Origin of the sequence: Sphingorhabdus rigui, from assembly GCF_014196595.1 — a bacterium.
Classification (GTDB): Bacteria; Pseudomonadota; Alphaproteobacteria; order Sphingomonadales; family Sphingomonadaceae; genus Sphingorhabdus_B; species Sphingorhabdus_B rigui.
The window spans coordinates 158126-180412 of the sequence record NZ_JACIEA010000003.1 but is presented as its reverse complement, the minus strand read 5'-3'; the positions used below and the strand labels follow the sequence as shown (position 1 = coordinate 180412).

Sequence of the window (22287 nt, the reverse complement as noted above, 5' to 3'; positions counted from 1 at the left end):
CATGCACAAAGCATGGCGCGTATATTGGAGAGAACATGATTGAGGCCGGTAAAAAGTGGACACCACCTGCGGGTTGGCCCGTCATGACACGAGATCAGGTAAAGGCCGCATTATGTGCACCTGGCATGCCGTTCGAGATGGAAACGGTCGAGATTGAAGGTGTGCCAACGCGCGTCTGGAAAAACGCCTTACCCAATCTTGCGGTACTGGCCGCACACGCCAACGCATCATTCGGGGACCGCGAATTTGTGGTGTATGAGGATGAGCGCGTAACCTACGCGGCTTGGTACCGCGCGGTCGCGAACCTCGCCCATGCGCTGCAAGAATGTGGCGTAAAAAAGGGCGACCGCGTGGCCCTCGCCATGCGCAACCTGCCTGAATGGCCGGTCGCTTTTTTTGCGGCCGCCGTCGCGGGCGCGATTGTCGTGCCGTTAAACGCATGGTGGACAGGCGAAGAGCTTGCCTTTGGTTTGGCCGATTCGGGTGCAGCGGTTCTGATCTGCGACGCAGAACGCTGGGACCGCATTTCGCCCTACAAAGCGGAGATGCCTGCGCTCGCGCATGTCATGGTCGCGCGCGCGGGTACAGCGGCAATGGCGGAGCCCGCCATCACGCTCGAAAGCATCATTGGCGATCCAAAAAGCTACGCCGATTTGGCTGACCTACCGTTGCCCGACGTGGCGATTGCGCCAGATGACGCCGCTACCATTTTCTACACCAGCGGGACGACCGGAAAGCCAAAGGGCGCCTTGGGTTCGCACCGCAACCTGCTGACCAATGGCTTTTCCAGCGCCTATTCCGGCGCGGCGACTGTATTGCGCCGTGGCGATCCTTTGCCCGAACCCAGCATAAGGGCGAGCCTGCTTGTCATTCCAATGTTCCATGTCACCGCTTGCTCGGCGTCCATGATCCCCACGATTCAAGCAGGGCACAAGATCGTGCTCCTCCACAAATGGGATACCGTGAAGGCATTCGAGATTATCGAGCGTGAAAAGATCAACGCCACGGGCGGCGTGCCGTTCATCGCTTGGCAGTTAATCGAGCACCCAGACCGCGAGAAATATGACCTCAGCTCAATCGACGCGATAAGCTATGGCGGTGCACCATCCGCGCCAGAGCTCGTCAGCAAGATCTACGAAATATTCGGCGCATTTCCGGGCAATGGCTGGGGCATGACCGAAACCATGGCGACGGTTACCTCGCATGTTGCCGAAGATTATTTGAATCGTCCCGACAGCTGTGGTCCGGCCGTTGCAGTCTCGGACGTGAAAATCATGTCAGAGGATGGATCAACCGAATTGCCCGTTGGTGAAGTCGGTGAATTGTGGGCACGCGGCCCGCAAATCGTCAAAGGCTATTGGAACCGTCCGGATGCAACCGCAGAGACATTTGTCGATGGCTGGGTGCGCACAGGCGATCTTGCCCGCGTGGATGACGAAGGCTTTTGCTTCATCGTTGATCGCGCCAAAGATATGATCATTCGCGGCGGCGAGAATATCTATTCGTCGGAAGTCGAGAATATCTTGTACGAACATCCCGCGGTCACCGATGCCGCGCTGATTGGCATTCCGCACCAGACACTCGGTGAAGAACCCGCGGCTGTAGTCCATCTGGCGCCCGGCATGACCGCAAGCGAGGACGAACTGCGCGAATATGTCAGCGCACGATTGGCAAAATTCAAAGTGCCCGTGAAGATCATCTTCACCCAGGATACCCTGCCGCGCAATGCGAATGGCAAAATCCTGAAACGCGATTTGAAGGCGTTGTTCTAACGCAGCACACTCGGCGGATTCACATTTGTTTTTGATGCTGCGTCGCCCTATAAGGCGGCAAATCAAAATCAAAGGAATCTCCCATGCATAACGCCGATCCTGTCGTCATCCTGTCCTATGCCCGTACCCCAATGGGGGCCATGCAAGGGGCGTTGGCAGACGTTTCTGCGACCGACCTTGGAGCGACTGTGGTGAAGGCCGCGGTTGAACGCGCTGGCGTCGACGGCGCGGCGATTGAGCGCATTTACATGGGTTGTGTGCTGCCGGCAGGCCTTGGCCAAGCCCCTGCCCGTCAGGCCGCGATTAAAGCGGGCCTGCCCAAATCTGTACAAGCAACGACGGTGAACAAGGTATGCGGTTCGGGCATGCAGACCGTCATCATGGGCAGCGAAGCGCTCGCCGCTGGCTCAGTCGATTATGTCATCGCCGGCGGCATGGAAAGCATGACCAACGCGCCCTATTTGCTCAAAAAGCACCGCAGTGGCGCGCGCATCGGTCATGACACCGCCTACGACCATATGTTCCTTGATGGACTGGAAGACGCATATGAAGCGGGCCGCGCCATGGGCACTTTCGCGCAAGACACCGCCGACGAATATCAGCTGACGCGCGAAGCACAGGATGGTTACGCAATTGAATCGCTGCGCCGCGCGCAAAGCGCGATTGCAGACGGCGCGTTTAAGGCGGAAATCGTTCCGGTGACCGTTGCCACACGCAAGGGCGACGTGATCGTCGACACCGACGAACAACCCGGCAAAGGCATGCCCGACAAGATTCCAACGCTCAAGCCAGCCTTTGCTAAGGACGGTACAATCACGGCCGCCACCAGCTCGTCGATTTCAGATGGTGCCGCCGCGCTTGTGCTCACGCGGCAATCGGTCGCCGACGCCAATGGGCAAACACCGATTGCCCGTATCGTCGCACATGCGGCACACGCGCAGGAACCATCAGCATTCACCACCGCTCCGGTCGGCGCTATCAACAAATGCTTGGCAAAGGCTGGCTGGACCATCGCCGACGTTGACCTGTTCGAAGTGAATGAAGCATTTGCCTGTGTCGCGATGTTTGCGATGCACGATCTTGGCATAGCGCATGACAAGATTAACGTTCATGGCGGCGCCACGGCATTGGGCCATCCCATTGGCGCATCGGGTGCGCGGATCATCACAACCTTGGTCGCCGCGCTTCAGCGCCATGGCAAGAAACGCGGCCTGGCATCGCTGTGCATTGGCGGCGGCGAAGCGACCGCGTTGGCGATCGAGCTTATCTGATCGATACAATTTGCGACCTTTGGGCCGTCGGAGAAATTCGGCGGCCCTTTGTTTTTTGCCGCGTGCAGGTTAAGCATGCGGCATGAATATCGTCTTCGTTCTCTTCGACAATGTCACGCAACTCGATTTCACGGGGCCGGTGCAATTCCTCTCGCGATTGCCGGGCGCGGATGTTCATGTCGTCAGCAAAACGGGCGCGGCGGTTACCACCGATAGTGGGTTTTCCATTCTGCCGCGATCCAGCTTCGCAGACTGCCCACAGGCGAACATAATCTGCGTGCCGGGCGGCCATGGTGTGCGCGACGCGATCGCTGACCCGCAGATCGTCGATTTCGTCCGCGCTCAAGCACGCGTGGCGCAATATATCACCAGCGTGTGTACCGGTGCCTTCATATTGGGCGCGGCCGATTTGCTGCGCAGCAAAGAAGCCACATGCCACTGGGCTTACACACATTTGTTGCCGATGTTTGGCGCAACGCACCGCCCCGCGCGTGTGGTCCGCGATGGCAATTTGGTCACCGCAGGCGGCGTCACGTCGGGCATCGACTTCGCGCTTGAACTGATTTCAGACATTGCAGGCGAAGATGTTGCGCGCACCATTCAGCTCGCGCTGGAATATGATCCGGCACCACCGTTTAGTGGCGGAACGCCGGCGAATGCACCTGATGCGATACTCTCAAGCCTCCGCGCGCGCGTCTATGAAAAGGCGGCGACCGAGATGGAAAGCGCCATAAAAAAGATAATTTAACCCGTCAGTTAAATTCCCACTGGACGAAGCCTATTCAAGGGCATAGCCTTTCCGTCGAGGGGGAGAAAAATATGACGAATAAGCTTTGGTTCGCAGCCGCATTTGCTGGCGCGACATTATTGTTGGGTTCTTGCCAAAAGGTAGCTGGACCGACCGATGTGCCCGCATTCGCCAAGATTAACGGGGATTATCTGAAAACTGGTGGCGATGGCTCAAACTGGGCGATGACGGGCTTCAATTATAATGAGCAACGGCACAGCCCGCTTACCCAAATTAACGACAGCAATGTGCAGGATCTGGGCATTGCCTGGTTCGCTGACTTACCCGACGCACGCGGCCAGGAAGCAACACCCGTGGTTGTCGACGGCAAAATGTTTGTTTCGACCGCATGGTCCAAAGTATTTTCTTATGACGCCAAAACCGGCAAACCATTGTGGAGCTTCGATCCCGAAGTCGACAAATCGCGCGGGGTCAAAGCCTGCTGCGACGTGGTCAACCGTGGCGTCGCGTTCTGGAAAGGCAGCGTTTTTGTCGGAACCATCGACGGACGTTTGATTTCCTTGGACGCCACCACGGGTAAGCAATTGTGGAGTGTCCAAACGCTTGACCTCAAATCCAACGGCACCATCACGGGCGTTCCACGGGTCGTAAAGGACAAGGTGGTTATTGGCTTTGGCGGCGCAGAGTTCGGCGCGCGCGGTTATGTGACCGCATATGACGCCGCGACCGGCAAACAGGCATGGCGTTTTTACACCACGCCCAATCCCAAGGGCGAGCCCGACAACGCCGCGAGCGATAAGATCTTAAAAACAGCGGCAACCAAAACATGGAGTTCCAAGCCCAAAAAGGGTGACTGGCGCGAAAGTGGCGGCGGCGGTACCGTGTGGGACGCAATCGTCTATGACGCCGAACTGGACCAATTATACCTTGGCGTTGGCAACGGAAATCCGTGGAACCATGGTATTCGTTCCAATGGCGAAGGCGACAATCTGTTCCTCTCGTCTATCGTCGCGCTGAAACCCGACACGGGCGAATATGTCTGGCATTATCAGGAAACACCCGCCGAAAGCTGGGATTATACCGCGACCCAGCCCATCATATTGGCAACAGAAACCCGCGGCGGCAAAGAACGCAAAGTTCTTTACCACGCGCCAAAGAACGGGTTTTTCTTCACCATTGATCGCCTGAACGGCAAGTTGTTATCAGCCAACCCGTTCATCGACGGCATCACCTGGGCAACCGGCTATGACATGAAAACAGGGCGGCCTATCGAAAACCCTGCAGCGCGGTATGAAAAAACCGGCAAGCTCTATTTGGCGAACCCTTCGGCGCTGGGTGCACATAATTGGCACCCGATGAGCTTTAACCCGGCAACCGGATTGGTCTACATTCCTGCGCAGTACATTGGCGGCGCGTATATGCCACCCGTTGCGCCAAATGAACAAGAGCGCAAGGCGTTGGGCTTCAACGTCGGCGGCGCGATGGCGACGGCCGACCTTCCCGATGACATCAATTTCGTGAAGGCTGTAAAAGCGGCCACGACCGGAAAGCTTGTCGCGTTCGACCCCAAGACCGGCAAAGCAAAATGGACCGTCGATCACCCCGCCTCATGGAATGGCGGGACGATGACCACCGCCGGAAATCTGGTTTTCCAAGGCACAGCAATGGGCGAGTTCCGTGCTTATGCTGCGGATAGCGGCAAGCAACTGTTGAACCTTAACGTTCAGTCGGGCGTGTTGTCCGGCGCATCAACCTATATGGTGGACGGCGAACAATATGTCGCCTTCCTGACCAGCAAGGGCGGCGCGTTTCCACTGGTATCGGGTTATGCGGGTTCCACCAGCGCTGCGGTTCCCAACATCCCCCGCCTGATCGTTCTAAAGCTGGGCGGAAAAACAGCCTTGCCACCCGTGCCGAAAGCGCCAGCCCATGTGTGGGCACCGCCTGCGCAATTCGGTACGCCAGCAGATATCGCGGCGGGGGGATCGAATTTCCAACGCTATTGCCTCGTCTGTCATGGCCCCGGGGCGGTCGGGAACGGCGTGCTGCCTGACCTGCGTAAATCTGGTGTGATTGCGGATGCCGCCACGTGGAAATCGGTTGTGATTGACGGCATATTGAAGGGCAATGGCATGGTCAGCTTTAGCAGCGTGTTAACAGCGAAAGAAGCCGAGCAAATGCGCGCTTATGTTGTCAGCCGTGCCCATTATGCAAAGGCCAATGATGCCGCATTGAGCGGTGGCGCAAAAAAGGCCGCAAAGTAAAAAACTGCTGCCCATGAATCTGGCATCTGCCTAAAATTTAGGCAGATGCCATGGCCCATATGGCCCAAAATAACGCGTTTTGGTGTTAGTCAATTTTGGCACGATACTTGATAAGCCTTTGATATCATCCGCGCGCGCGGAGCATCTGCCTCACGCGCCATAAAGGGAAAAGCCATGAAAAAGATCGAAGCGATCATCAAGCCATTCAAACTGGACGAGGTGAAAGAAGCGCTGCACGAAGTTGGCGTCTCGGGCATTACTGTTACTGAAGCCAAGGGCTTTGGCCGTCAAAAGGGCCACACCGAACTGTATCGGGGCGCTGAATATGTCGTCGACTTTTTGCCGAAGGTAAAGCTTGAGGTTGTCGTTGAAGACGGCCTTGCCGACCGCGTCGTAGAAGCCATTGCTGCAGCGGCCCAGACGGGCCGCATTGGTGACGGCAAGATTTTCGTTATCCCTGTCGAAACCGCGCTGCGCATCCGCACCGGCGAACGCGACAACGACGCCGTTTAAAAAATCCAAAATATCCAAAAAAGACAAGCCAAAGAAGGAAAGTAAAATGGGTACCTCAGCTAAGGACATTATCAAGCGTATCAAAGATGAGGAGATCGAGTGGGTCGATGTCCGTTTCACTGATCCCAAGGGCAAATGGCAGCATCTGACCATGTGCGCTGGCGTGATCGGCGAAGACGAGTTGGAAGACGGCCTGATGTTTGACGGCTCGTCCATCGAAGGCTGGAAAGCCATCAATGAATCCGACATGATCCTGAAGCCTGATCTTGATGCCGTGTACGTAGATCCATTCTCCGCCACGCCCATGATGATCATCTTCTGCGATATCGTCGAGCCATCAACGGGCGAGCTTTACAGCCGCGACCCGCGCTCGACCGCAAAGCGCGCTGAAGCCTATTTGAAAACCACAGGCATTGGCGACACCGTATATGTCGGTCCAGAAGCCGAGTTCTTCATGTTCGACGATGTGCGTTTCGAAAACGGCTACAACACGTCATATTACAAGATCGACGATATTGAGCTGCCAACGAACACCGGCACCAAATATGAAAGCGGCAATATGGGCCATCGCCCCCGTGCAAAGGGTGGTTATTTCCCCGTCGCGCCCGTCGACAGCGCAGTGGACATCCGTGCCGAAATGGTTTCGACCATGCTCGAAATGGGCCTGCCTTGCGACAAGCATCACCATGAAGTTGCCGCAGCCCAGCATGAGCTTGGTCTGACTTTCGGAACGCTGACACAGACCGCGGACCGTATGCAGATCTACAAATATGTCGTGCATCAGGTCGCACATGCATATGGCAAGACCGCAACGTTCATGCCCAAGCCCATCAAGGAAGACAATGGTTCGGGTATGCACACCCACCTATCGATCTGGGAAGGCAAGACCCCGCTTTTCGCCGGCGACGGCTATGCCGGTCTTTCGGACATGTGCCTATATTTCATCGGCGGCATCATCAAGCATGCCAAGGCCGTGAACGCATTCACAAACCCGACCACAAACAGCTACAAGCGTTTGGTGCCCGGTTATGAAGCGCCAGTGTTGCTCGCATATTCGGCGCGCAACCGTTCGGCTTCATGCCGTATTCCATATGGTGCAGGTGCCAAGGCGAAGCGCGTTGAAGTCCGCTTCCCGGACGCAATGGCGAACCCATATCTGTGCTATGCGGCTTTGTTCATGGCTGGCCTCGACGGCATTCAGAACAAGATCCACCCTGGCGATGCCATGGACAAGAATCTCTATGACTTGCCACCAGCAGAGCTTGCTGAAGTGCCAACCGTAGCCGGTTCGCTGCGTGAAGCGCTGGAGTGCTTGGCTGCGGATCACGACTTCCTGTTGAAGGGTGACGTGTTCTCGAAGGACCAGATTGACAGCTATATCGAATTGAAGATGGAAGACGTCGCCCGTTGGGAAATGACGCCAAGCCCAGTCGAATTCGACATGTACTACAGCTACTGATCCTACGCATCGGATCATTAGCGTAAGGCCCGGCGGTTGGGGGACTGCCGGGCCTTTTTACTTGGAGGCTGGTCATTGCGTCCTTGACGCCACGTCTTGCCGAGGCGGCTCGTGAGCCGCCGTTACAGCACATATGCAGATTAAAGCCCCGCCTCTACCGCGATGCGGATGGCTTCGGCAGTTGAGGCCGCGCCCAACCGCTCCATCAACAACGCACGGTGCATTTTGACCGTTTGCTCGCTGAGCCCAAGCCGGAAGGCGATTTGCTTGTTCAAATGGCCCAAGGCCATTTCGGCCAACACCTCGCGCTGCCGCCGTGACAATGCCTTGACCGCCGTCGCGGCTGCAGCGTGACGGCTCTCGTAAGACACTGGCGCGCTGGGCTCAATTTCCACTTGCGAACCAAGAAAGAACTCAAGTTCACCGTCTTCGTCAAACAACGGCGCAACCAGCACTGCATTACGAAAGGGTGTGCCATCGCGTTTGTAGTTCAAAATTTCGACCATGACCGGGGCGTGACGTTGAACGCCATTGCTGATCGTGTCGGTTAACCATGGTTCAGTCGCTGGACCGGCCAAGAATTTGCAGTTCCGTCCAATGATTTCATGTTCCGCATAGCCCGTCAGCTCAAGAAACGCAGCATTACAGGCAATGATTGGATTGCCGCTTTGACGCGGGTCGCTGATCACCGACGCTATCGGGCTATTCGCGATTAGCGCGTCTAGTTTCTCGTTAGACCGGCCAACTACGTCCAAATTGCAGTGCCTCCCGCGTACCCCCATAGGCGCATTTCAGCGTTAACCATTATATATTCCAGTTCCGCGATGTCGAGGGCAATATCGCAAAAACATGGTATAAAGGTTAGGTTGTTGTCCCCAGGTCAGCGTTTATGAAAAATGGCCCGTCATCCGAAATGATGTCGCAAAGGGGGAGAATAACGTGGAAAATCTAACTTTTGGCCAATATTCCTTGGTCTATAATGCATTCTCATTTACATTTGCCACCATGGCAGCAGCAACGCTGTTTTTGTGGCTCGGCCGCTCGCAAGTGGGCCCAGCCTACAAGACAGCGCTCACCATTTCCGGCTTGGTTACCGCCATCGCTGCGTATCACTATTTCCGTATTTTCGAGAGCTGGGAAGGCGCATATTCCGTTAAAGACGGCATAGTGACCGCAAGCGGTTATGCATTTAACGATGCCTATCGCTATGTCGACTGGTTGCTCACCGTGCCATTGCTTCTCATCGAACTCATCCTCGTGATGCGTTTGAGCCAAGAAGAAACCGTCTCGAAGTCGTTCAAGCTTGGCGGCGCCGCTGCTTTGATGATCATTTTGGGTTACCCAGGTGAAATCGCAACGGACATTCCAACCCGCGTATTGTGGGGCACATTGTCGGCAATCCCGTTTGTCTACATCATGTGGCAGCTTTTCGCCGGCCTCGGTGCATCCATCAACAACCAACCAGAAAATGTACGCGAACTGGTGAAGAAAGCACGCTTGCTGACCTTCGCATCATGGGGTTTCTACCCGATCGTATACATGATCCCGTACACCAATCTGAGCGGTTCTGACGTAACCGTTGGCGTACAAGTCGGCTACACAATCGCTGACTTGATCGCAAAGGCAGGCGTCGGCATCTTGATCTACATGATCGCCGTGCGCAAGTCGCAAGCCGAATATGGCTAAGGCCTTCGGATAAACAGTGGACGTGCGCCGCTGTGGCGGCGTACATTCCTGTATGAATATTATTTTGTATCCGCATTCTGCAGGCGCAACATTGTCCAAAATGTTGCGCCTGTTTGCGTTACCGGCAGCAACGTTGCTGCTGATTGCCCTGGACCGCCTTCTAGGCGGCATGGACAGCGTTGAGGCCAATATGCTGGCTGCTCTGGCTATCGTGCTTGCAGGCATTCCCCACGGCACGCTGGATGTCGAAATCGCTGCCGCCCATTTTGGACAAAACGGTTGGGCCGGTAGGACCAAGATTATCGGCAGCTATCTGGGCTGCGCGGCGGCTATGGTCGTCTTATGGCTACAGCTTCCTGAACTGGCGCTCATTGCATTCCTGCTCATTTCTATAGTCCATTTCAGCCGTGACTGGCGTGGCGGCGTTGATCCGTTTCTGGCTATGATGGTTGGGTGGGCATTGGTCGCCTTGCCTGCGCTGGCCAGCCCCGACGATGTCGCCATGATATTTGCCGCGCTAACGGGAAGCCAAAACGGCGCAATGATCGCCGCTCTGCTTGGCGCGACATCAGTTCCGGCGGCGCTGGGCAGCCTTGTCTTTGCTTATTGGGCGTTCCGGCATGATGACACGCAAAGCGCGCTTGAAGTGCTGGCCTGCATCACAGCCGCCCTGTTCCTGCCGCCGCTCGTGGCATTTGCCGTTTTCTTTTGCGGGCTGCACTCGCCGCGACATATGGCGGACGCACTGCGTGAAACAGGCGGCCTCTCTAAATTCAAAAAGGCAGCCATTGTGGCCGCCGTGTCAGCGCTTTCATTGGGGTTAGGCGTCTTGATGTTCCTGTACCAAGGCGATGTTCCTTCGGAAATGGGCATTGTCCGGTCTGCGTTCATTCTAATATCAACGCTGACGGTGCCGCATTTCATCCTTGAGCATCTTATGACTTCTAAAAATCATAATGCGCTATAGGAACTGAAAGGCGACTGCGGCTGCTTTCGAGCGATAAAGTATCAGCTCGGCGTTTCAAGATAAGCGATAACATCGGCGCGCTTCTGCGCGTCCTGTATACCTGAGAACATCATTTTTGTTCCCGGGATTACGCGCTGCGGCTTTTCAAGATGTTGAAACAGCTTTTCTTTCGTCCACACAAATTTAGCCCCGGCATTAGCGGCCGAGTAATTATAGCCAGGCACAGTTCCAGACATGCGGCCAATTATATTGTGTAGCGATGGGCCCGACATGTTTACGCCTGCATCCGTGGCGTGGCACGCGCGGCATTGCGCAAACACGGCCTTGCCATTCTCAGCGTTTCCGGTGAAGCTGGCTATCGCAGTACCGTCGAGGGTCGTCACGTCTGATGCTGCTATTGCCGCAGGCTTTGTTGCAGGCGCAACCTGTTCCGTTTGGCTTTCCGAACCATCAGAGCAAGCAGAAACCATTGCGCACAAAACCAGTAATCCACCCATCGCTCTTGCCATAATCATAGTCTTTCTTTGTGAACCGTCACGCAACGCACAGTCCGGCAACGGTGCGTGTCAGCTTCTTGCCGGTGACCTGCAATCCTTGATGCTTATGTATTTTAGATAGCCACATCAAATTTTTCAACACCTTGTGCCGTAAACGGTTCACGAAAAAGGTGCGCGAGGCACCCAAGGGTCGCGCGATCGCCGAACGTAAGAGACATTGCGTTGCGTCTAATTAGATATGAAAAAATGGAGGCCCGAGCCGGAATCGAACCGGCGTGCAAGGATTTGCAGTCCTCTGCGTCACCACTCCGCCATCGGGCCCCTAAACAACAACCTGCCTAATCAGCAATGCCGCCATGTGATGAAGGCGGGCACTTAGCGGCTTGCAGAATTCATTGCAACCGGCAATCTGGAATGCTGTGCCATGTGCGCCACAAGCCGTGGGAAAAGTTGCTATTTGCATCCTGAAATAGGCCGTTTGTCTGAATCCAGCTTGGCGGGACGGGTTCGGATAGCTAGAACGGGAGCGAGAGACTGTATTGTGTTTGCAATACAGTTGTGCCACATGGCCAGCAGGTTAATGGAAATATTCCGATGGAATCAGGTAAATTTGAAGATATGCGGCGTTCAATGGTGGACAGCCAGCTGCGTCCAAGCGGTGTAACCGAAAGCTGGGTGCTTGCCGGAATGGGTAGCATCGCCCGCGAGGATTTTGTTCCCGCTTCACACCAGACAACGGCCTATATGGACCGCTCGCTTGAGCTGGAAAACGGCCAGACGTTAAATCCGCCGGTCTCAACCGCATTGTTGTTGCAGGCTGCTGACGTGCAGGCGGACGATAATGTCCTGCTCGTTGGCCAATCTGATGGATATGTCGCTGCGATATTGAAAACCCGCACCGCGCATTTGACCACGGCAGCCCCAGACAATCTCGGCGCTGCCAGCGCCAACGCGCCTTATGCCTGCATCATTATCGATGGAGCCGCTGAAGAACTGCCCGATGCACTCTTCGCGCTCGCCGCGGATGGTACGCGGTTGGTAACGGGCATTGTTGAAGGCGCCGTGACGCGCCTCGCAAAAGGATATGTGCAGAACGGGAACGTTGCTTTGAAATCAATCGCCGATAGCGAGATCGCGCCTTTACCCGCATTTGCCCGCAAGCCGGAGTTTGTGTTTTGAGCGCGCGTCATTTTATCACTGTCGCGCTGCTCGCGTCGGCAGCTTGTTCGGCACCGGCCATGGCGGATACGCTCCGCGATGCGCTGGTCTCGGCCTATGAAACCAACCCGAACTTGACCGCAGCGCGCGCCGGGCAGCGTGCGACAAACGAAGCTGTGCCGCTGGCTAAGGCCAATGGCCGCCCTGATATCACAGTTCAGCCAACCTATGTTGAAAACGTGCTTCAGGACAGCGGCGCATCGGTTGTTCAAGCGCGTGGCGTCAGCATCAACGGGACCATTTCCGCACCGCTTTATGCAGGTGGTGGCATTAAAAACGCCGTACGCGCCGCTGAAAATCGCGTCGAGGCTGGATTTGCCAATCTGCGTGGCACCGAAAGCGCCATTTTCTCGGCCGTGGTTGGCGCATATATGGACGTCATTCGCGACGAATCGATTGTCGACCTGAACCGCGCCCAAGTTGGTGTGCTCTCAGTCAATCTGGACGCCACACGTGACCGGTTCGAAATCGGTGATCTTACCCGAACCGACGTCGCGCAGTCCGAAGCACGTCTGGCGCTGGCAACGAGCAATTTGGAAACGGCACGCGCCAACCTCATTCGTTCAAAAGAAATCTATATCCAGCTTGTTGGCCGCGAACCCGGAGAATTGCAGGCGCCCCCACCGCTGCCCAATTTGCCCGCCACCGCCGACAGCGCGGTAACCGTTGCGTTGGAAAGCAACCCTGACCTTATTGCGGCACGCGAGTCGCGTGAAGCCGCGCGGTTTGACCGCCGTGCGGCCAATGCATCGCGGCTTCCGACCGTAAGCGTATTTACGTCGCCATCGTACAGCAATGCGCTGCGTTCCATATCGTCGAATATTCCAGGGTTTCAGGCGGACAATAGTTCGCTGAATGCACAAGCAGGCGTTCGCGCAACTTTGCCATTATATCAAGGCGGCCAGCCTGCGGCGCAAATCCGTCAGGCGCAGGCGCGCCTTGGTCAGGCACAGGAACTGGAAATTGCGGCTGAACGCGAAGCGATTGCACAAACGCGGGCATCTTATGCCAGCTGGAAGGCTGCGCTTGAGGTCATTGCCGCTTCCGAACGTGCGGTGTCAGCAAACGAGTTGTCGTTAGAAGGCACGCGTGCCGAAAACAGCGTGGGCAACCGCACAATCCTCGACATTTTGAATGCTGAACAGGAATTGTTGAACAGCAAAGTTCAACTCGTTGCGGCACGCCGCAATGCATATGTCGCTGGCTTCAGTTTGCTTGCGGCCATGGGCAAGGCAGAGGCACGTGATTTGGGTCTCGAAGGCGGAACGTTGTACGATCCCGTCGCCGACTATCAAAAGGTGGATGGCGCTTGGAACGACTGGTCATCGCAGCCTGACCCCGTCGCCAAATCGACCCGCACCGTTGACACACAGGCGCAAAAAGCAGAAATAGAGCCGATTTCTACAGGCGGTAGAACGCGCTAATCCAACGCAGCGGGACAAATTTTATGGCAGATAATCGCAGCGAACCGTCAATGGACGAAATATTATCGTCGATTAAGCGCATTATCGCCGATGACGACCGCAGCCGTCCTGCAACCAAACGCGCCAAGTCTGCTGCACGTGAAGAGGAAGAAGTCCTCGAGCTCACGACAGCCGATGAAAATGCGATTTCCGAAGATCGCTTGCTGGACGATAGCAAAGCGCAAAACCTGCGTCATAGCTTTTCAGCGCTGCAAACCCTCTCTGAACCCGGCGTAGCACCGCAAATCGTTCGGTCAGGCGAAACCTCGCTTGAGGGTCTGACACGCGAATTGCTGCGTCCCATGCTAAAGGATTGGCTCGATACCCATTTGCCGCCAATCGTCGAAGCGATGGTTGAGCGGGAAATCACCCGCATTACGAAAAAGGGTTGATGCGCGCGGCGTTGATACTCGCGGCGGCGTTGGCGGTTTCGCCAACGGCTTCATTTGCGCAAAGCCTTTATATTGAAACAGGCAGGCTGCTGGATGTTCAGGCCGGCCAAGTCCTGACAGGGCAATGCATTAGCGTCGCTGCGGACAAGATCACCGCGGTCGCCCCCTGTGGCGCGACGCCCGCGGGCAGCGAACGGCTTGATTGGTCGGCATATACCGTTCTGCCCGGTTTAATCGATTTGCACACCCATCTGGCCGACGCGAGCCAAAGCGCGGATTTAGCACTTCCGCTGAAAACGTCGCCTGCGGCAACCGCGTTAATTGGCGCCCATAATGCGCGGCTCACGCTTGCGGCGGGGTTTACCACCGTGCGTGATGTTGGCACCTATCGCGGGCTAACCGATGTTGCAGTGCGCGATGCCATCAATGCCGGAGAGGTTCCCGGCCCGCGCATGTTTGTCGCTGGCGCCTATATTACGATCCCAAAGGGCGGCGGTGAACTCAACGGTGTCGTTCCCAACGAGCAGCTTCCGGCCGACATGCGTCTGGGTGTTGCGGGCACAGCCGACGAAGCCGCAGCGAAAACCGCGTTCTTAATAGACCAAGGCGCTGATTTCATCAAAACCATCGCCACCGGCGCGGTGCTTGCGATTGGTACTGAACCCGGCGAGCCGGAATTGACCGAAGATCAACTGCGCGCAGTGGTGACGACTGCCAAGGCGCGGGGCAAATTTGTGACGGCACATGCGCACGGCGCGGTCGGGATTAAAAGCGCCATCCGCGCTGGCGTGCGTTCTATCGAACATGCCAGCCTGATCGACGATGAAGCGCTCAAAATGGCGAAAGCAAGCGGCACATGGCTCGTCATGGACATCTATAATGGCGATTATATTGACGATGTCGGCACCCGCGAAAAATGGCCCGAAGAATATTTGCGCAAGAACCGCGAGACGACCGATATCCAGCGCGCTGGCTTTACCAAAGCGGTGAAGATGGGCGTGAAGATTGCTTATGGAACCGACAGCGGCGTGTATCCGCATGGCGATAATGCCAAGCAATTTGCGTATATGGTCCGCTATGGCATGACCCCGATGCAGGCCGTTCAAAGCGCGACCATCCGCGCGGCGGAACTGTTGGGCAAAGAAGAAACGCTAGGAAGCGTGCAGCCGGGGCGCTTTGCCGATCTGGTGGCCGTTAAGGGCGATCCGATTCAGGATATCCGCGTGTTGGAAAATCTGGCCCACGTCATGAAAGACGGCAAAATCGTCCGCTAATTTTCGCAGCCTGGCGATTTCGGACAAACAAAAGGGCGGGGAAGTACCCGCCCATCCGTTGCTTATTTGAAAAGCTGTTTTCTCAGATCCAATTATACCATTGTGACCGAGAAAAGCAGGCTGCTGAGCGCGATGGCGCCAACAAAGCTAGCCAATTTCTGCATATTTCATTCCTTCTACTTGCCGCACAGCCAAATGGCCGGGTCGTCCCGTGGAAGGCATCCTTTTATGTTTTCGTTGTTGCGCCTCCCCTACCGGCAAAAAATTTAAACTCAAGTCATTTAGTAGACAATATGATTGCATAAAACGCAACTGGCGGGGCGGCGGCTTTGCAAAAACCCAACCCCAATTTTGGGATTTCCGCCTGTAATTTTCTTGCCTGCCTGCCTTGCGCTGACTAGCGTGTGGCTATGAGAAAAACCATCATGCTTGCCGCAATCATCGGCACTTCCGCCCTTTCCTCCGCTGCGTTTGCGCGCCCGATGACGGAGACCGACCTCGCGACAATGAAGCGCCTTTCGGGTGCAACAGCATCGCCCGACGGGACAATGATCGCCTATCAGCTGCGCGAGACCGATTTAGCCGCGAACAAAGGCAAGACCGACCTCTATATGCTCAAAATCGGTGCCAATCCGCAGCCAATGATGTTCGCATCAAAACCGGACAAGAATGAGCATGACCCCGCCCTTGCCCCCGATGGTAAAAGCATTTTTTACATCAGCAATGAAAGCGGATCTGACCAGATTTGGCGCTACGACATTGCGACAGCGACAACCACGCAAGCGAGCAATTTCAAGACCGATGTCAGCGGGTTCAAAATTTCCCCCGATGGACAGAAATTTGCTGTCTGGGGCGATATTGCCCGCGATTGCATGGAATTTGGCTGTGAAAAGGACGGCGACACGTCAAAGCCCGGCCCCGGCACCGGTCGCGAATATGACCAGCTTATGGTGCGCCATTGGGACCAATGGGAAACACCGGGCAATTACAGCCGCGTGTTCACCGTCATGCTCGGCGCTGATGGCAAGCTTGGCACATCGGGTGCCGCAATGGACGGCACCCTTGTTGGCGATGCCCCGTCCAAACCCTTTGGCAGCGGTGAAGAGATCAGCTGGAACGCAGACAGCAGCGGTATTGCCTTCACGCTTCGGTTGGCCGACAAAAATGAAGCCAAATCGACCAATCTCGAAATTTATGGCGTATCGCTCAAGTCGAAGGAGCCGGTCAACCTGACGGCTGACAATGCCGGAATGGATACGACACCCGCCATGTCGCCCGATGGCAAATGGATGGCATGGACGTCGATGCCACGCGCGACCTACGAAGCCGATCAGCTGGTTGTAAAGCTTATGGATGTGAAGAGCGGCAAGGTTACCGCGCTGACCGAAAAGTGGGACCGTTCGGTGGCGTCGCTTGCATGGGCTTTGGATAGCCGAAGCTTGCTGGTGACTGCGCAAGATGTTTTGGAAACGCCGCTGTATCGCGTCGACCTGAAAGGCAAAGTCACGCGGCTGACCGACCGCGGTAGCATCGCCGAAGCCGTGCCGTTGAAAAATGGCGGCGTCGTTTACGCCATCAACAGCATCTCTGGTCCATCGGACCTTGTGCACATGGATGCGAAGGGCAAAACCACGCGGCTCACAAACGTAAATGCGGAGGCTCTGGCAACGCTCGATCCCGTCAATTACCAAAAATTCAATTTTGCCGGGGCCAATGGCGACCAGGTATTTGGCCAAATCGTAAAGCCGCAAAATGCGACGGGCAAACTGCCGGTGCTGCTGCTGGTTCATGGCGGACCGCAGGGTTCGTTTAACAACAGCTGGTCCTACCGGTGGAACCCGGCGGTGATGGCATCGCAAGGCTATGCCGTTGTCACCATCGATTTTCACGGGTCGACCGGCTATGGTCAGAAATTCACCGACAGCATCAACAAAAACTGGGGCGGATGGCCGCTTGAAGATTTGCAAAAGGGCATGGACGCCGTTGGCAAAATCGACACGCAGCTTGATACCGCAAACGCCTGCGCGCTTGGTGGATCTTACGGCGGTTATATGATGAACTGGATTTCGGGCAACTGGCCCGACCGTTTCAAATGCCTCGTCAACCATGCGGGCATTTTTGACCTCCGCGCGATGGCATATGAAACCGAAGAATTATGGTTCGACCAATGGGATAATGGCGGGCCATGGACAACGCGGACCGATGCCGAAAAATGGAACCCTGTGAACCATGTCGCCAAATGGAAAACACCGACCTTAGTCATCCACGGCGAGAGGGATTATCGTATTCCGTATTCGCAAAGCCTCGCCGCCTTCACCGCATTGCAGCAGCAGGGCGTGGAATCGAAACTGTTGGTATTCCCGGATGAAAACCATTGGGTGCTGAAGCCAAAAAATTCCATCCAGTGGCACCAGACTGTGTTCGCATGGCTGGCCAAGCATTTGAAAGGCGCGCAGTAACCGGCGCAACAATAATCAGCGGCAAGTAGGCAACATTGCTACTGCGCTTTTTATGGGCTGTTGAAGCACATGTCGTGTGGTGAGGGTTTCCCTTTCGGGTAAGGCTCGTTAAGGCACGAACCTATGACTATCGACAAGACTTTCGACCCCGCCGCAATTGAAGCAAAATGGTATGCCCATTGGGAATCCACTGGCGCGTTCCGTCCCGTACGGCCCGATGCAGAGCCCTATACAATCGTGAACCCGCCGCCAAATGTGACGGGTTCGCTGCACATTGGCCACGCGCTCGACAATACGTTGCAGGATATCCTCATCCGCCACGCGCGTTTGCAGGGCAAGGATGCGCTGTGGGTTGTGGGAACCGACCATGCGGGCATCGCCACACAAATGGTGGTCGAACGGCAATTAAACGCGCGCCAGCAAAAGCGCACCGATTTCACCCGCGACGAATTCATTGCCAAGGTGTGGGAATGGAAAGAGGAAAGCGGCGGCGAAATTACCGGCCAGCTGCGCCGGCTTGGTTGCTCAATGGATTGGGAAAATGAACGCTTCACGATGGATGAGGGCTTTTCAAAAGCCGTCATCAAAGTGTTCGTTGAATTGTATAATCAAGGCCTGCTGTACCGCGACAAGCGCCTCGTCAATTGGGACCCGGGCCTGAAAACCGCGATCTCCGACCTTGAGGTGGAAACGCGCGAAATCAATGGCAAGTTCTGGCACTTCAAATATCCGCTCGAAGATGGCAGCGGGTTTATCTCCGTCGCGACCACGCGGCCCGAAACGATGCTCGCCGATATGGCGGTGGCGGTAAACCCGGCGGATGAACGTTATGCGCATCTGGTGGGCAAAAATGTCCGGCTGCCAATCACCGGCCGCTTGATCCCGATTGTCGCCGACGAACATGCCGATCCAGAATTGGGCTCGGGCGCCGTCAAGGTAACGCCTGGGCATGATTTCAATGACTTTGAAGTTGGCAAGCGCGCCGGATTCAAAGCCAGCGAGATGTTCAACATGCTCGATGGCGAAGGCCGCGTTGTGCAAACGTCGGATGGCCTCATTCCGCAAGAATATATCGGCCAATATCGCTTCGGCATCGAAGGCGAGCCAACCAATGCGCGCAAGATGGTGGTCGAAGCGATGGACGCTTTGGGCTTGCTCGAAAAGGTCGAAGACCGCGTCATCCAAACACCCTTTGGCGACCGTTCGGGCCAAGTGATTGAGCCGTGGTTGACCGACCAATGGTATGTCGACGCAGAAACATTGGCCAAGCCCGCAATCGAAGCGGTGCGTTCGGGCGCAATCGATATTGTCCCGAAATCTTGGGAAAAAACATATTTCAACTGGATGGAAAATATCCAGCCATGGTGCGTCTCGCGCCAATTATGGTGGGGCCACCAGATACCGGCGTGGTTCAGCGCTGATGGAATGTGTTTCGTGGCAGAAACAGAGGAGCACGCCTTAGCTCTTGCAAAGGATCATTACGGCGCTTCGACCGAAATTGTCTTCATTGATGAAAACAAAGGGCATGAATTGGACCTCGGCAAAGTCGGCGGCCCGTTTAAGAGTGTAACCCTGATCCGCGATCCAGACGTGCTCGACACATGGTTCTCATCCGCGCTTTGGCCATTTGGCACATTGGGTTGGCCCGACCAGACGACAGAGCTGGCCCGCCATTATCCCAATGACGTGCTTGTTTCCGGTTTCGACATATTGTTCTTCTGGGATGCGCGCATGGCGATGCAGGGCATTCACTTCATGAAAGAAGTGCCTTGGAAAACGCTCTATCTGCACGGCCTCGTCCGCGCCGCAGACGGCAGCAAAATGTCGAAGTCCAAGGGCAATACCGTCGATCCGCTTGGCCTGATTGACCAATATGGTGCCGATGCCTTGCGCTTCTTCATGGCCGCCATGGAAAGCCAGGGCCGCGATATCAAAATGGATGAAAGCCGCGTGGCCGGATATCGCAACTTTGCGACCAAGCTTTGGAACGCCGCACGCTTTGCTCAGTCCAACGGCATCAGCGGATCGCACAGCATCCACGCCCCCAAAGCCGAGCTCGCGGTTAACCGCTGGATTATCGGCGAGGTGGTCGGCACCGTCGAGAAGCTGAACAAGGCCTTCGCCGAATTCCGCTTCGACGGCATGGCGGATGTGATTTATCACATGGTCTTTGACCAGTTCTGCGATTGGTATCTCGAACTTATCAAGCCCGCTTTCGTTGACGGTGAAAAGGGCGAGATGGATGCTGAATCCATGATCGTCGCTGGCTGGGTGCTCGACCAAATTTTGGTCATGCTGCATCCGTTCATGCCGTTCATCACCGAAGAATTGTGGCACGCCTTGGGTGATCGCCCCTATGACATCATCCATGCCAAATGGCCCGAGCCGATCGCAACGGTTGACGCAGACGCCGTTCGTGAAATCGACTGGGTGATTGACACGATCAGCAAGACGCGTTCGTTCAAGGCCGAGCTGAACATCCCACCCGGCACGCGGCTAACGGCGAATATAGCCGACCCGCAGTCATCAACGATCGCAATCATCGAACGCCAAGCCGCGGCGCTATCGCGGTTGGGCCGCATCGACAGCTTTGCTTTTACGCCTGTCGAGACCAACAATATCGCGCAGATCGTGGTCGGTGGCGATACGGTCGTCTATGCGCTCGACGGCATCATCGATCTCGATGCCGAACGCAGCCGCATCACCAAAGCCATCGAAGCCGCTGCCAAGGAGCGTGATGCGCTTGCAGGGCGTCTGTCCAACGCATCCTTTGTTGAAAAGGCAAAGCCAGAGGCCGTGGAAAAGGCACGCGCCGATCACGCGGAAAAAGCTGCCGAGGCCGAGCGGCTGACGGCGGCATTGGCACGATTGGGGTGAGCGGCGCACCCGCGCATCAACGCGACCTGACGGTTGGTCCGGTTGCAAAAACATTGTTCCTGTTTGCGCTGCCTTCGCTTGGCGTGAACATTCTCCAGTCGATTAACAATTCGGTCAATTCGGTTTGGATCGGGCGATTTTTGGGCGAAGAGGCCTTGGCCGCATCTGCCAATGCCGGCCTCTTGATGTTCCTGATGTTTTCGACCCTGTTCGGCTTTGCCATGGCCACGACTATATTGATCGCGCGGAATATGGGGCGGCGCGACATAGAAGCGGTCCGGCGGATCATGGGCACGGCGATCAGCACATTCTTTATCGCGGGCATAATCTTTGCGATTGCTGGCTGGATTTTTGCGCCGCACATGCTGCACCTCATGGGAACGCCCGACAGGGCTTATCCGCTGGCTTTATCCTATCTGCGCGTCATCTTCCTTACCATGCCGACATCCTTTGTCATGGTGCTGCTGTCCTCATCGCTGCGCGGGGTAGGCGATTCGGTGACGCCATTCTGGAACACCGTTTTGAACGTCGGTTTGGACATCGTCCTCAATCCCCTATTCATTTTGGGGTTCGGCCCCATTCCCGCCATGGGCATCGCGGGATCGGCACTGGCCACTGTGGTCGCGGGGATTATCAGCGTGGCGCTATTGCTGCGCAAAATCTATGCACTTGATCTTACCATTCGCCTGCGCGGCGCGGAACTCAAATGGCTGCGTCCCGACGGGGCGTTCCTGAAACCCATCGCCCGCATGGGACTGCCCATGGGCCTCACCATGATTATCATGTCAGGCTCAGCCGTGGTCATGATCGGGCTCGTGAATCGCGAAGGCGTAGACACCACGGCTGCATTCGGTGTGATGAACCAGTTTTGGAGTTATGTGCAAATGCCCGCGGTTGCCGTGGGTAGCGCGGTTAGCGCCATGGTTGCGCAGAATATCGGCGCGAACAAATGGAGCCGAGTGAGCCATATTGTCTGGTCAGGCATTGCCATCAATCTTTTAATGTCGGGTGTGTTGATTGGCCTGATGACCATTTTTGCCCGCCCCTTGCTTGAACTGTTCCTGCCCGGCGGCAGCCCCGCCGTCGACATCGCCATTCATATCAACCACATCATCGGGTGGAGCTTTATTTTAATGGGTGTGTCGGTCGTTGTAACGTTCGCGGTGCGCGCCAATGGCGCCGTTATGGCCCCCTTGCTCATCCTGATTTTCAGTGCCGTCATCGTGCGGTTCAGCATCGGCTTTGGCCTGTATGACAGTGTCGGCGCAGATGCCATTTGGGCTGCGTTTATCGCGACTTCAATCACCTCGTGTCTGCTATCGATTGGCTATTATGTTCATGGTGGTTGGAAGTCCGCAAAGCCGATGACGATGGGCGAAGCAGCGTCACCGCGGCCGGCCGTGGAGTAACTGAATTGCGAAGCGCGT

General features: G+C 55.9%; 17 protein-coding genes and 1 tRNA gene. 15 read left to right on the top strand and 3 right to left on the bottom strand.

The window, feature by feature from the left end; translation table 11 throughout:
• Nucleotides 1-35 precede the first annotated feature (35 nt).
• From GGR91_RS10795 to glnA, 6 genes are all read left to right on the top strand, one after another.
• A complete protein-coding gene (locus tag GGR91_RS10795; RefSeq protein WP_183942207.1) occupies nucleotides 36-1772 on the top strand; it encodes a class I adenylate-forming enzyme family protein in 1737 nt (578 codons plus the stop codon).
• Between the two features lie 83 nt (nucleotides 1773-1855).
• A complete protein-coding gene (locus GGR91_RS10790) occupies nucleotides 1856-3043 on the top strand; it encodes an acetyl-CoA C-acyltransferase (RefSeq protein WP_183942206.1) in 1188 nt (395 codons plus the stop codon).
• 82 nt (nucleotides 3044-3125) lie between these two features.
• Complete coding sequence (locus tag GGR91_RS10785; protein WP_183942205.1) at nucleotides 3126-3791, top strand: DJ-1/PfpI family protein; 666 nt, start codon at nucleotides 3126-3128, stop codon at nucleotides 3789-3791.
• Nucleotides 3792-3862: 71 nt separating this feature from the next.
• Nucleotides 3863-6055, top strand: coding sequence for a PQQ-dependent dehydrogenase, methanol/ethanol family (locus tag GGR91_RS10780; protein WP_183942204.1), 2193 nt, complete (start codon nucleotides 3863-3865; stop codon nucleotides 6053-6055).
• Between the two features lie 174 nt (nucleotides 6056-6229).
• A complete protein-coding gene (locus tag GGR91_RS10775; protein ID WP_125231011.1) occupies nucleotides 6230-6568 on the top strand; it encodes a P-II family nitrogen regulator in 339 nt (112 codons plus the stop codon).
• Between the two features lie 46 nt (nucleotides 6569-6614).
• On the top strand, nucleotides 6615-8027 hold the full coding sequence (glnA, locus tag GGR91_RS10770) for a type I glutamate--ammonia ligase (protein WP_183942203.1): 1413 nt from the start codon (nucleotides 6615-6617) through the stop codon (nucleotides 8025-8027).
• 140 nt (nucleotides 8028-8167) lie between these two features.
• Here glnA and GGR91_RS10765 read toward each other — a convergent pair whose 3' ends face one another.
• Entirely contained in the window at nucleotides 8168-8782 is a 615-nt protein-coding gene (locus GGR91_RS10765) for a LuxR C-terminal-related transcriptional regulator (protein ID WP_246337180.1), read from the bottom strand.
• A 184-nt stretch (nucleotides 8783-8966) separates the two neighbouring features.
• Between GGR91_RS10765 and GGR91_RS10760 the strand changes: the two genes are divergently transcribed.
• Together GGR91_RS10760 and GGR91_RS10755 are read left to right on the top strand one after the other, a co-directional pair.
• Nucleotides 8967-9713: a bacteriorhodopsin-like gene (locus GGR91_RS10760; RefSeq protein ID WP_183942201.1), complete on the top strand. Its 747-nt coding sequence runs from the start codon at nucleotides 8967-8969 to the stop codon at nucleotides 9711-9713.
• 52 nt (nucleotides 9714-9765) lie between these two features.
• Nucleotides 9766-10680: a Brp/Blh family beta-carotene 15,15'-dioxygenase gene (locus GGR91_RS10755; protein ID WP_183942200.1), complete on the top strand. Its 915-nt coding sequence runs from the start codon at nucleotides 9766-9768 to the stop codon at nucleotides 10678-10680.
• A gap of 41 nt (nucleotides 10681-10721) precedes the next feature.
• On the opposite strand, the gene GGR91_RS10750 is transcribed toward GGR91_RS10755, so the two are convergent.
• Together GGR91_RS10750 and GGR91_RS10745 are read right to left on the bottom strand one after the other, a co-directional pair.
• A complete protein-coding gene (locus GGR91_RS10750) occupies nucleotides 10722-11195 on the bottom strand; it encodes a c-type cytochrome (protein ID WP_246337179.1) in 474 nt (157 codons plus the stop codon).
• 229 nt (nucleotides 11196-11424) lie between these two features.
• Nucleotides 11425-11498 (bottom strand) — tRNA-Cys (locus GGR91_RS10745).
• A 273-nt stretch (nucleotides 11499-11771) separates the two neighbouring features.
• Between GGR91_RS10745 and GGR91_RS10740 the strand changes: the two genes are divergently transcribed.
• From GGR91_RS10740 to GGR91_RS10710, 7 genes are all read left to right on the top strand, one after another.
• Entirely contained in the window at nucleotides 11772-12356 is a 585-nt protein-coding gene (locus GGR91_RS10740; protein WP_183942199.1) for a protein-L-isoaspartate O-methyltransferase family protein, read from the top strand.
• Nucleotides 12353-13819, top strand: a complete 1467-nt coding sequence (locus GGR91_RS10735; RefSeq protein ID WP_246337178.1) for a TolC family outer membrane protein — start codon at nucleotides 12353-12355, stop codon at nucleotides 13817-13819. The genes GGR91_RS10740 and GGR91_RS10735 overlap by 4 nt, the downstream gene beginning before the upstream one ends.
• Nucleotides 13820-13842: 23 nt before the next feature.
• Nucleotides 13843-14250, top strand: a complete 408-nt coding sequence (locus tag GGR91_RS10730; RefSeq protein WP_183942198.1) for a DUF2497 domain-containing protein — start codon at nucleotides 13843-13845, stop codon at nucleotides 14248-14250.
• A complete protein-coding gene (locus GGR91_RS10725; RefSeq protein WP_183942197.1) occupies nucleotides 14250-15524 on the top strand; it encodes a Xaa-Pro dipeptidase in 1275 nt (424 codons plus the stop codon). Before GGR91_RS10730 ends, GGR91_RS10725 begins: the two co-directional genes overlap by 1 nt.
• A gap of 410 nt (nucleotides 15525-15934) precedes the next feature.
• Nucleotides 15935-17983 carry an alpha/beta hydrolase family protein gene (locus GGR91_RS10720; RefSeq protein ID WP_183942196.1) on the top strand — a complete coding sequence of 683 codons (2049 nt, stop codon included), beginning with the start codon at nucleotides 15935-15937 and terminating at the stop codon, nucleotides 17981-17983.
• A 123-nt stretch (nucleotides 17984-18106) separates the two neighbouring features.
• Nucleotides 18107-20860 (top strand): valine--tRNA ligase, encoded by a 2754-nt coding sequence (locus GGR91_RS10715; protein WP_183942195.1) that lies wholly within the window; start codon nucleotides 18107-18109, stop codon nucleotides 20858-20860.
• Nucleotides 20857-22269, top strand: coding sequence for an MATE family efflux transporter (locus GGR91_RS10710; RefSeq protein ID WP_183942194.1), 1413 nt, complete (start codon nucleotides 20857-20859; stop codon nucleotides 22267-22269). Before GGR91_RS10715 ends, GGR91_RS10710 begins: the two co-directional genes overlap by 4 nt.
• Nucleotides 22270-22287: the final 18 nt, after the last annotated feature.

Coding starts and splice junctions, on each gene's coding strand:
- GGR91_RS10795 (WP_183942207.1), top strand. CDS start 36: ATGATTGAGGCCGGTAAAAAGTGGACACCACCTGCGGGTTGGCCCGTC.
- GGR91_RS10730 (WP_183942198.1), top strand. CDS start 13,843: ATGGCAGATAATCGCAGCGAACCGTCAATGGACGAAATATTATCGTCG.
- GGR91_RS10775 (WP_125231011.1), top strand. CDS start 6,230: ATGAAAAAGATCGAAGCGATCATCAAGCCATTCAAACTGGACGAGGTG.
- GGR91_RS10780 (WP_183942204.1), top strand. CDS start 3,863: ATGACGAATAAGCTTTGGTTCGCAGCCGCATTTGCTGGCGCGACATTA.
- GGR91_RS10720 (WP_183942196.1), top strand. CDS start 15,935: ATGAGAAAAACCATCATGCTTGCCGCAATCATCGGCACTTCCGCCCTT.
- GGR91_RS10785 (WP_183942205.1), top strand. CDS start 3,126: ATGAATATCGTCTTCGTTCTCTTCGACAATGTCACGCAACTCGATTTC.
- GGR91_RS10715 (WP_183942195.1), top strand. CDS start 18,107: ATGACTATCGACAAGACTTTCGACCCCGCCGCAATTGAAGCAAAATGG.
- GGR91_RS10755 (WP_183942200.1), top strand. CDS start 9,766: ATGAATATTATTTTGTATCCGCATTCTGCAGGCGCAACATTGTCCAAA.
- GGR91_RS10790 (WP_183942206.1), top strand. CDS start 1,856: ATGCATAACGCCGATCCTGTCGTCATCCTGTCCTATGCCCGTACCCCA.
- GGR91_RS10750 (WP_246337179.1), bottom strand. CDS start 11,195: ATGATTATGGCAAGAGCGATGGGTGGATTACTGGTTTTGTGCGCAATG.
- GGR91_RS10725 (WP_183942197.1), top strand. CDS start 14,250: ATGCGCGCGGCGTTGATACTCGCGGCGGCGTTGGCGGTTTCGCCAACG.
- GGR91_RS10740 (WP_183942199.1), top strand. CDS start 11,772: ATGGAATCAGGTAAATTTGAAGATATGCGGCGTTCAATGGTGGACAGC.
- glnA (WP_183942203.1), top strand. CDS start 6,615: ATGGGTACCTCAGCTAAGGACATTATCAAGCGTATCAAAGATGAGGAG.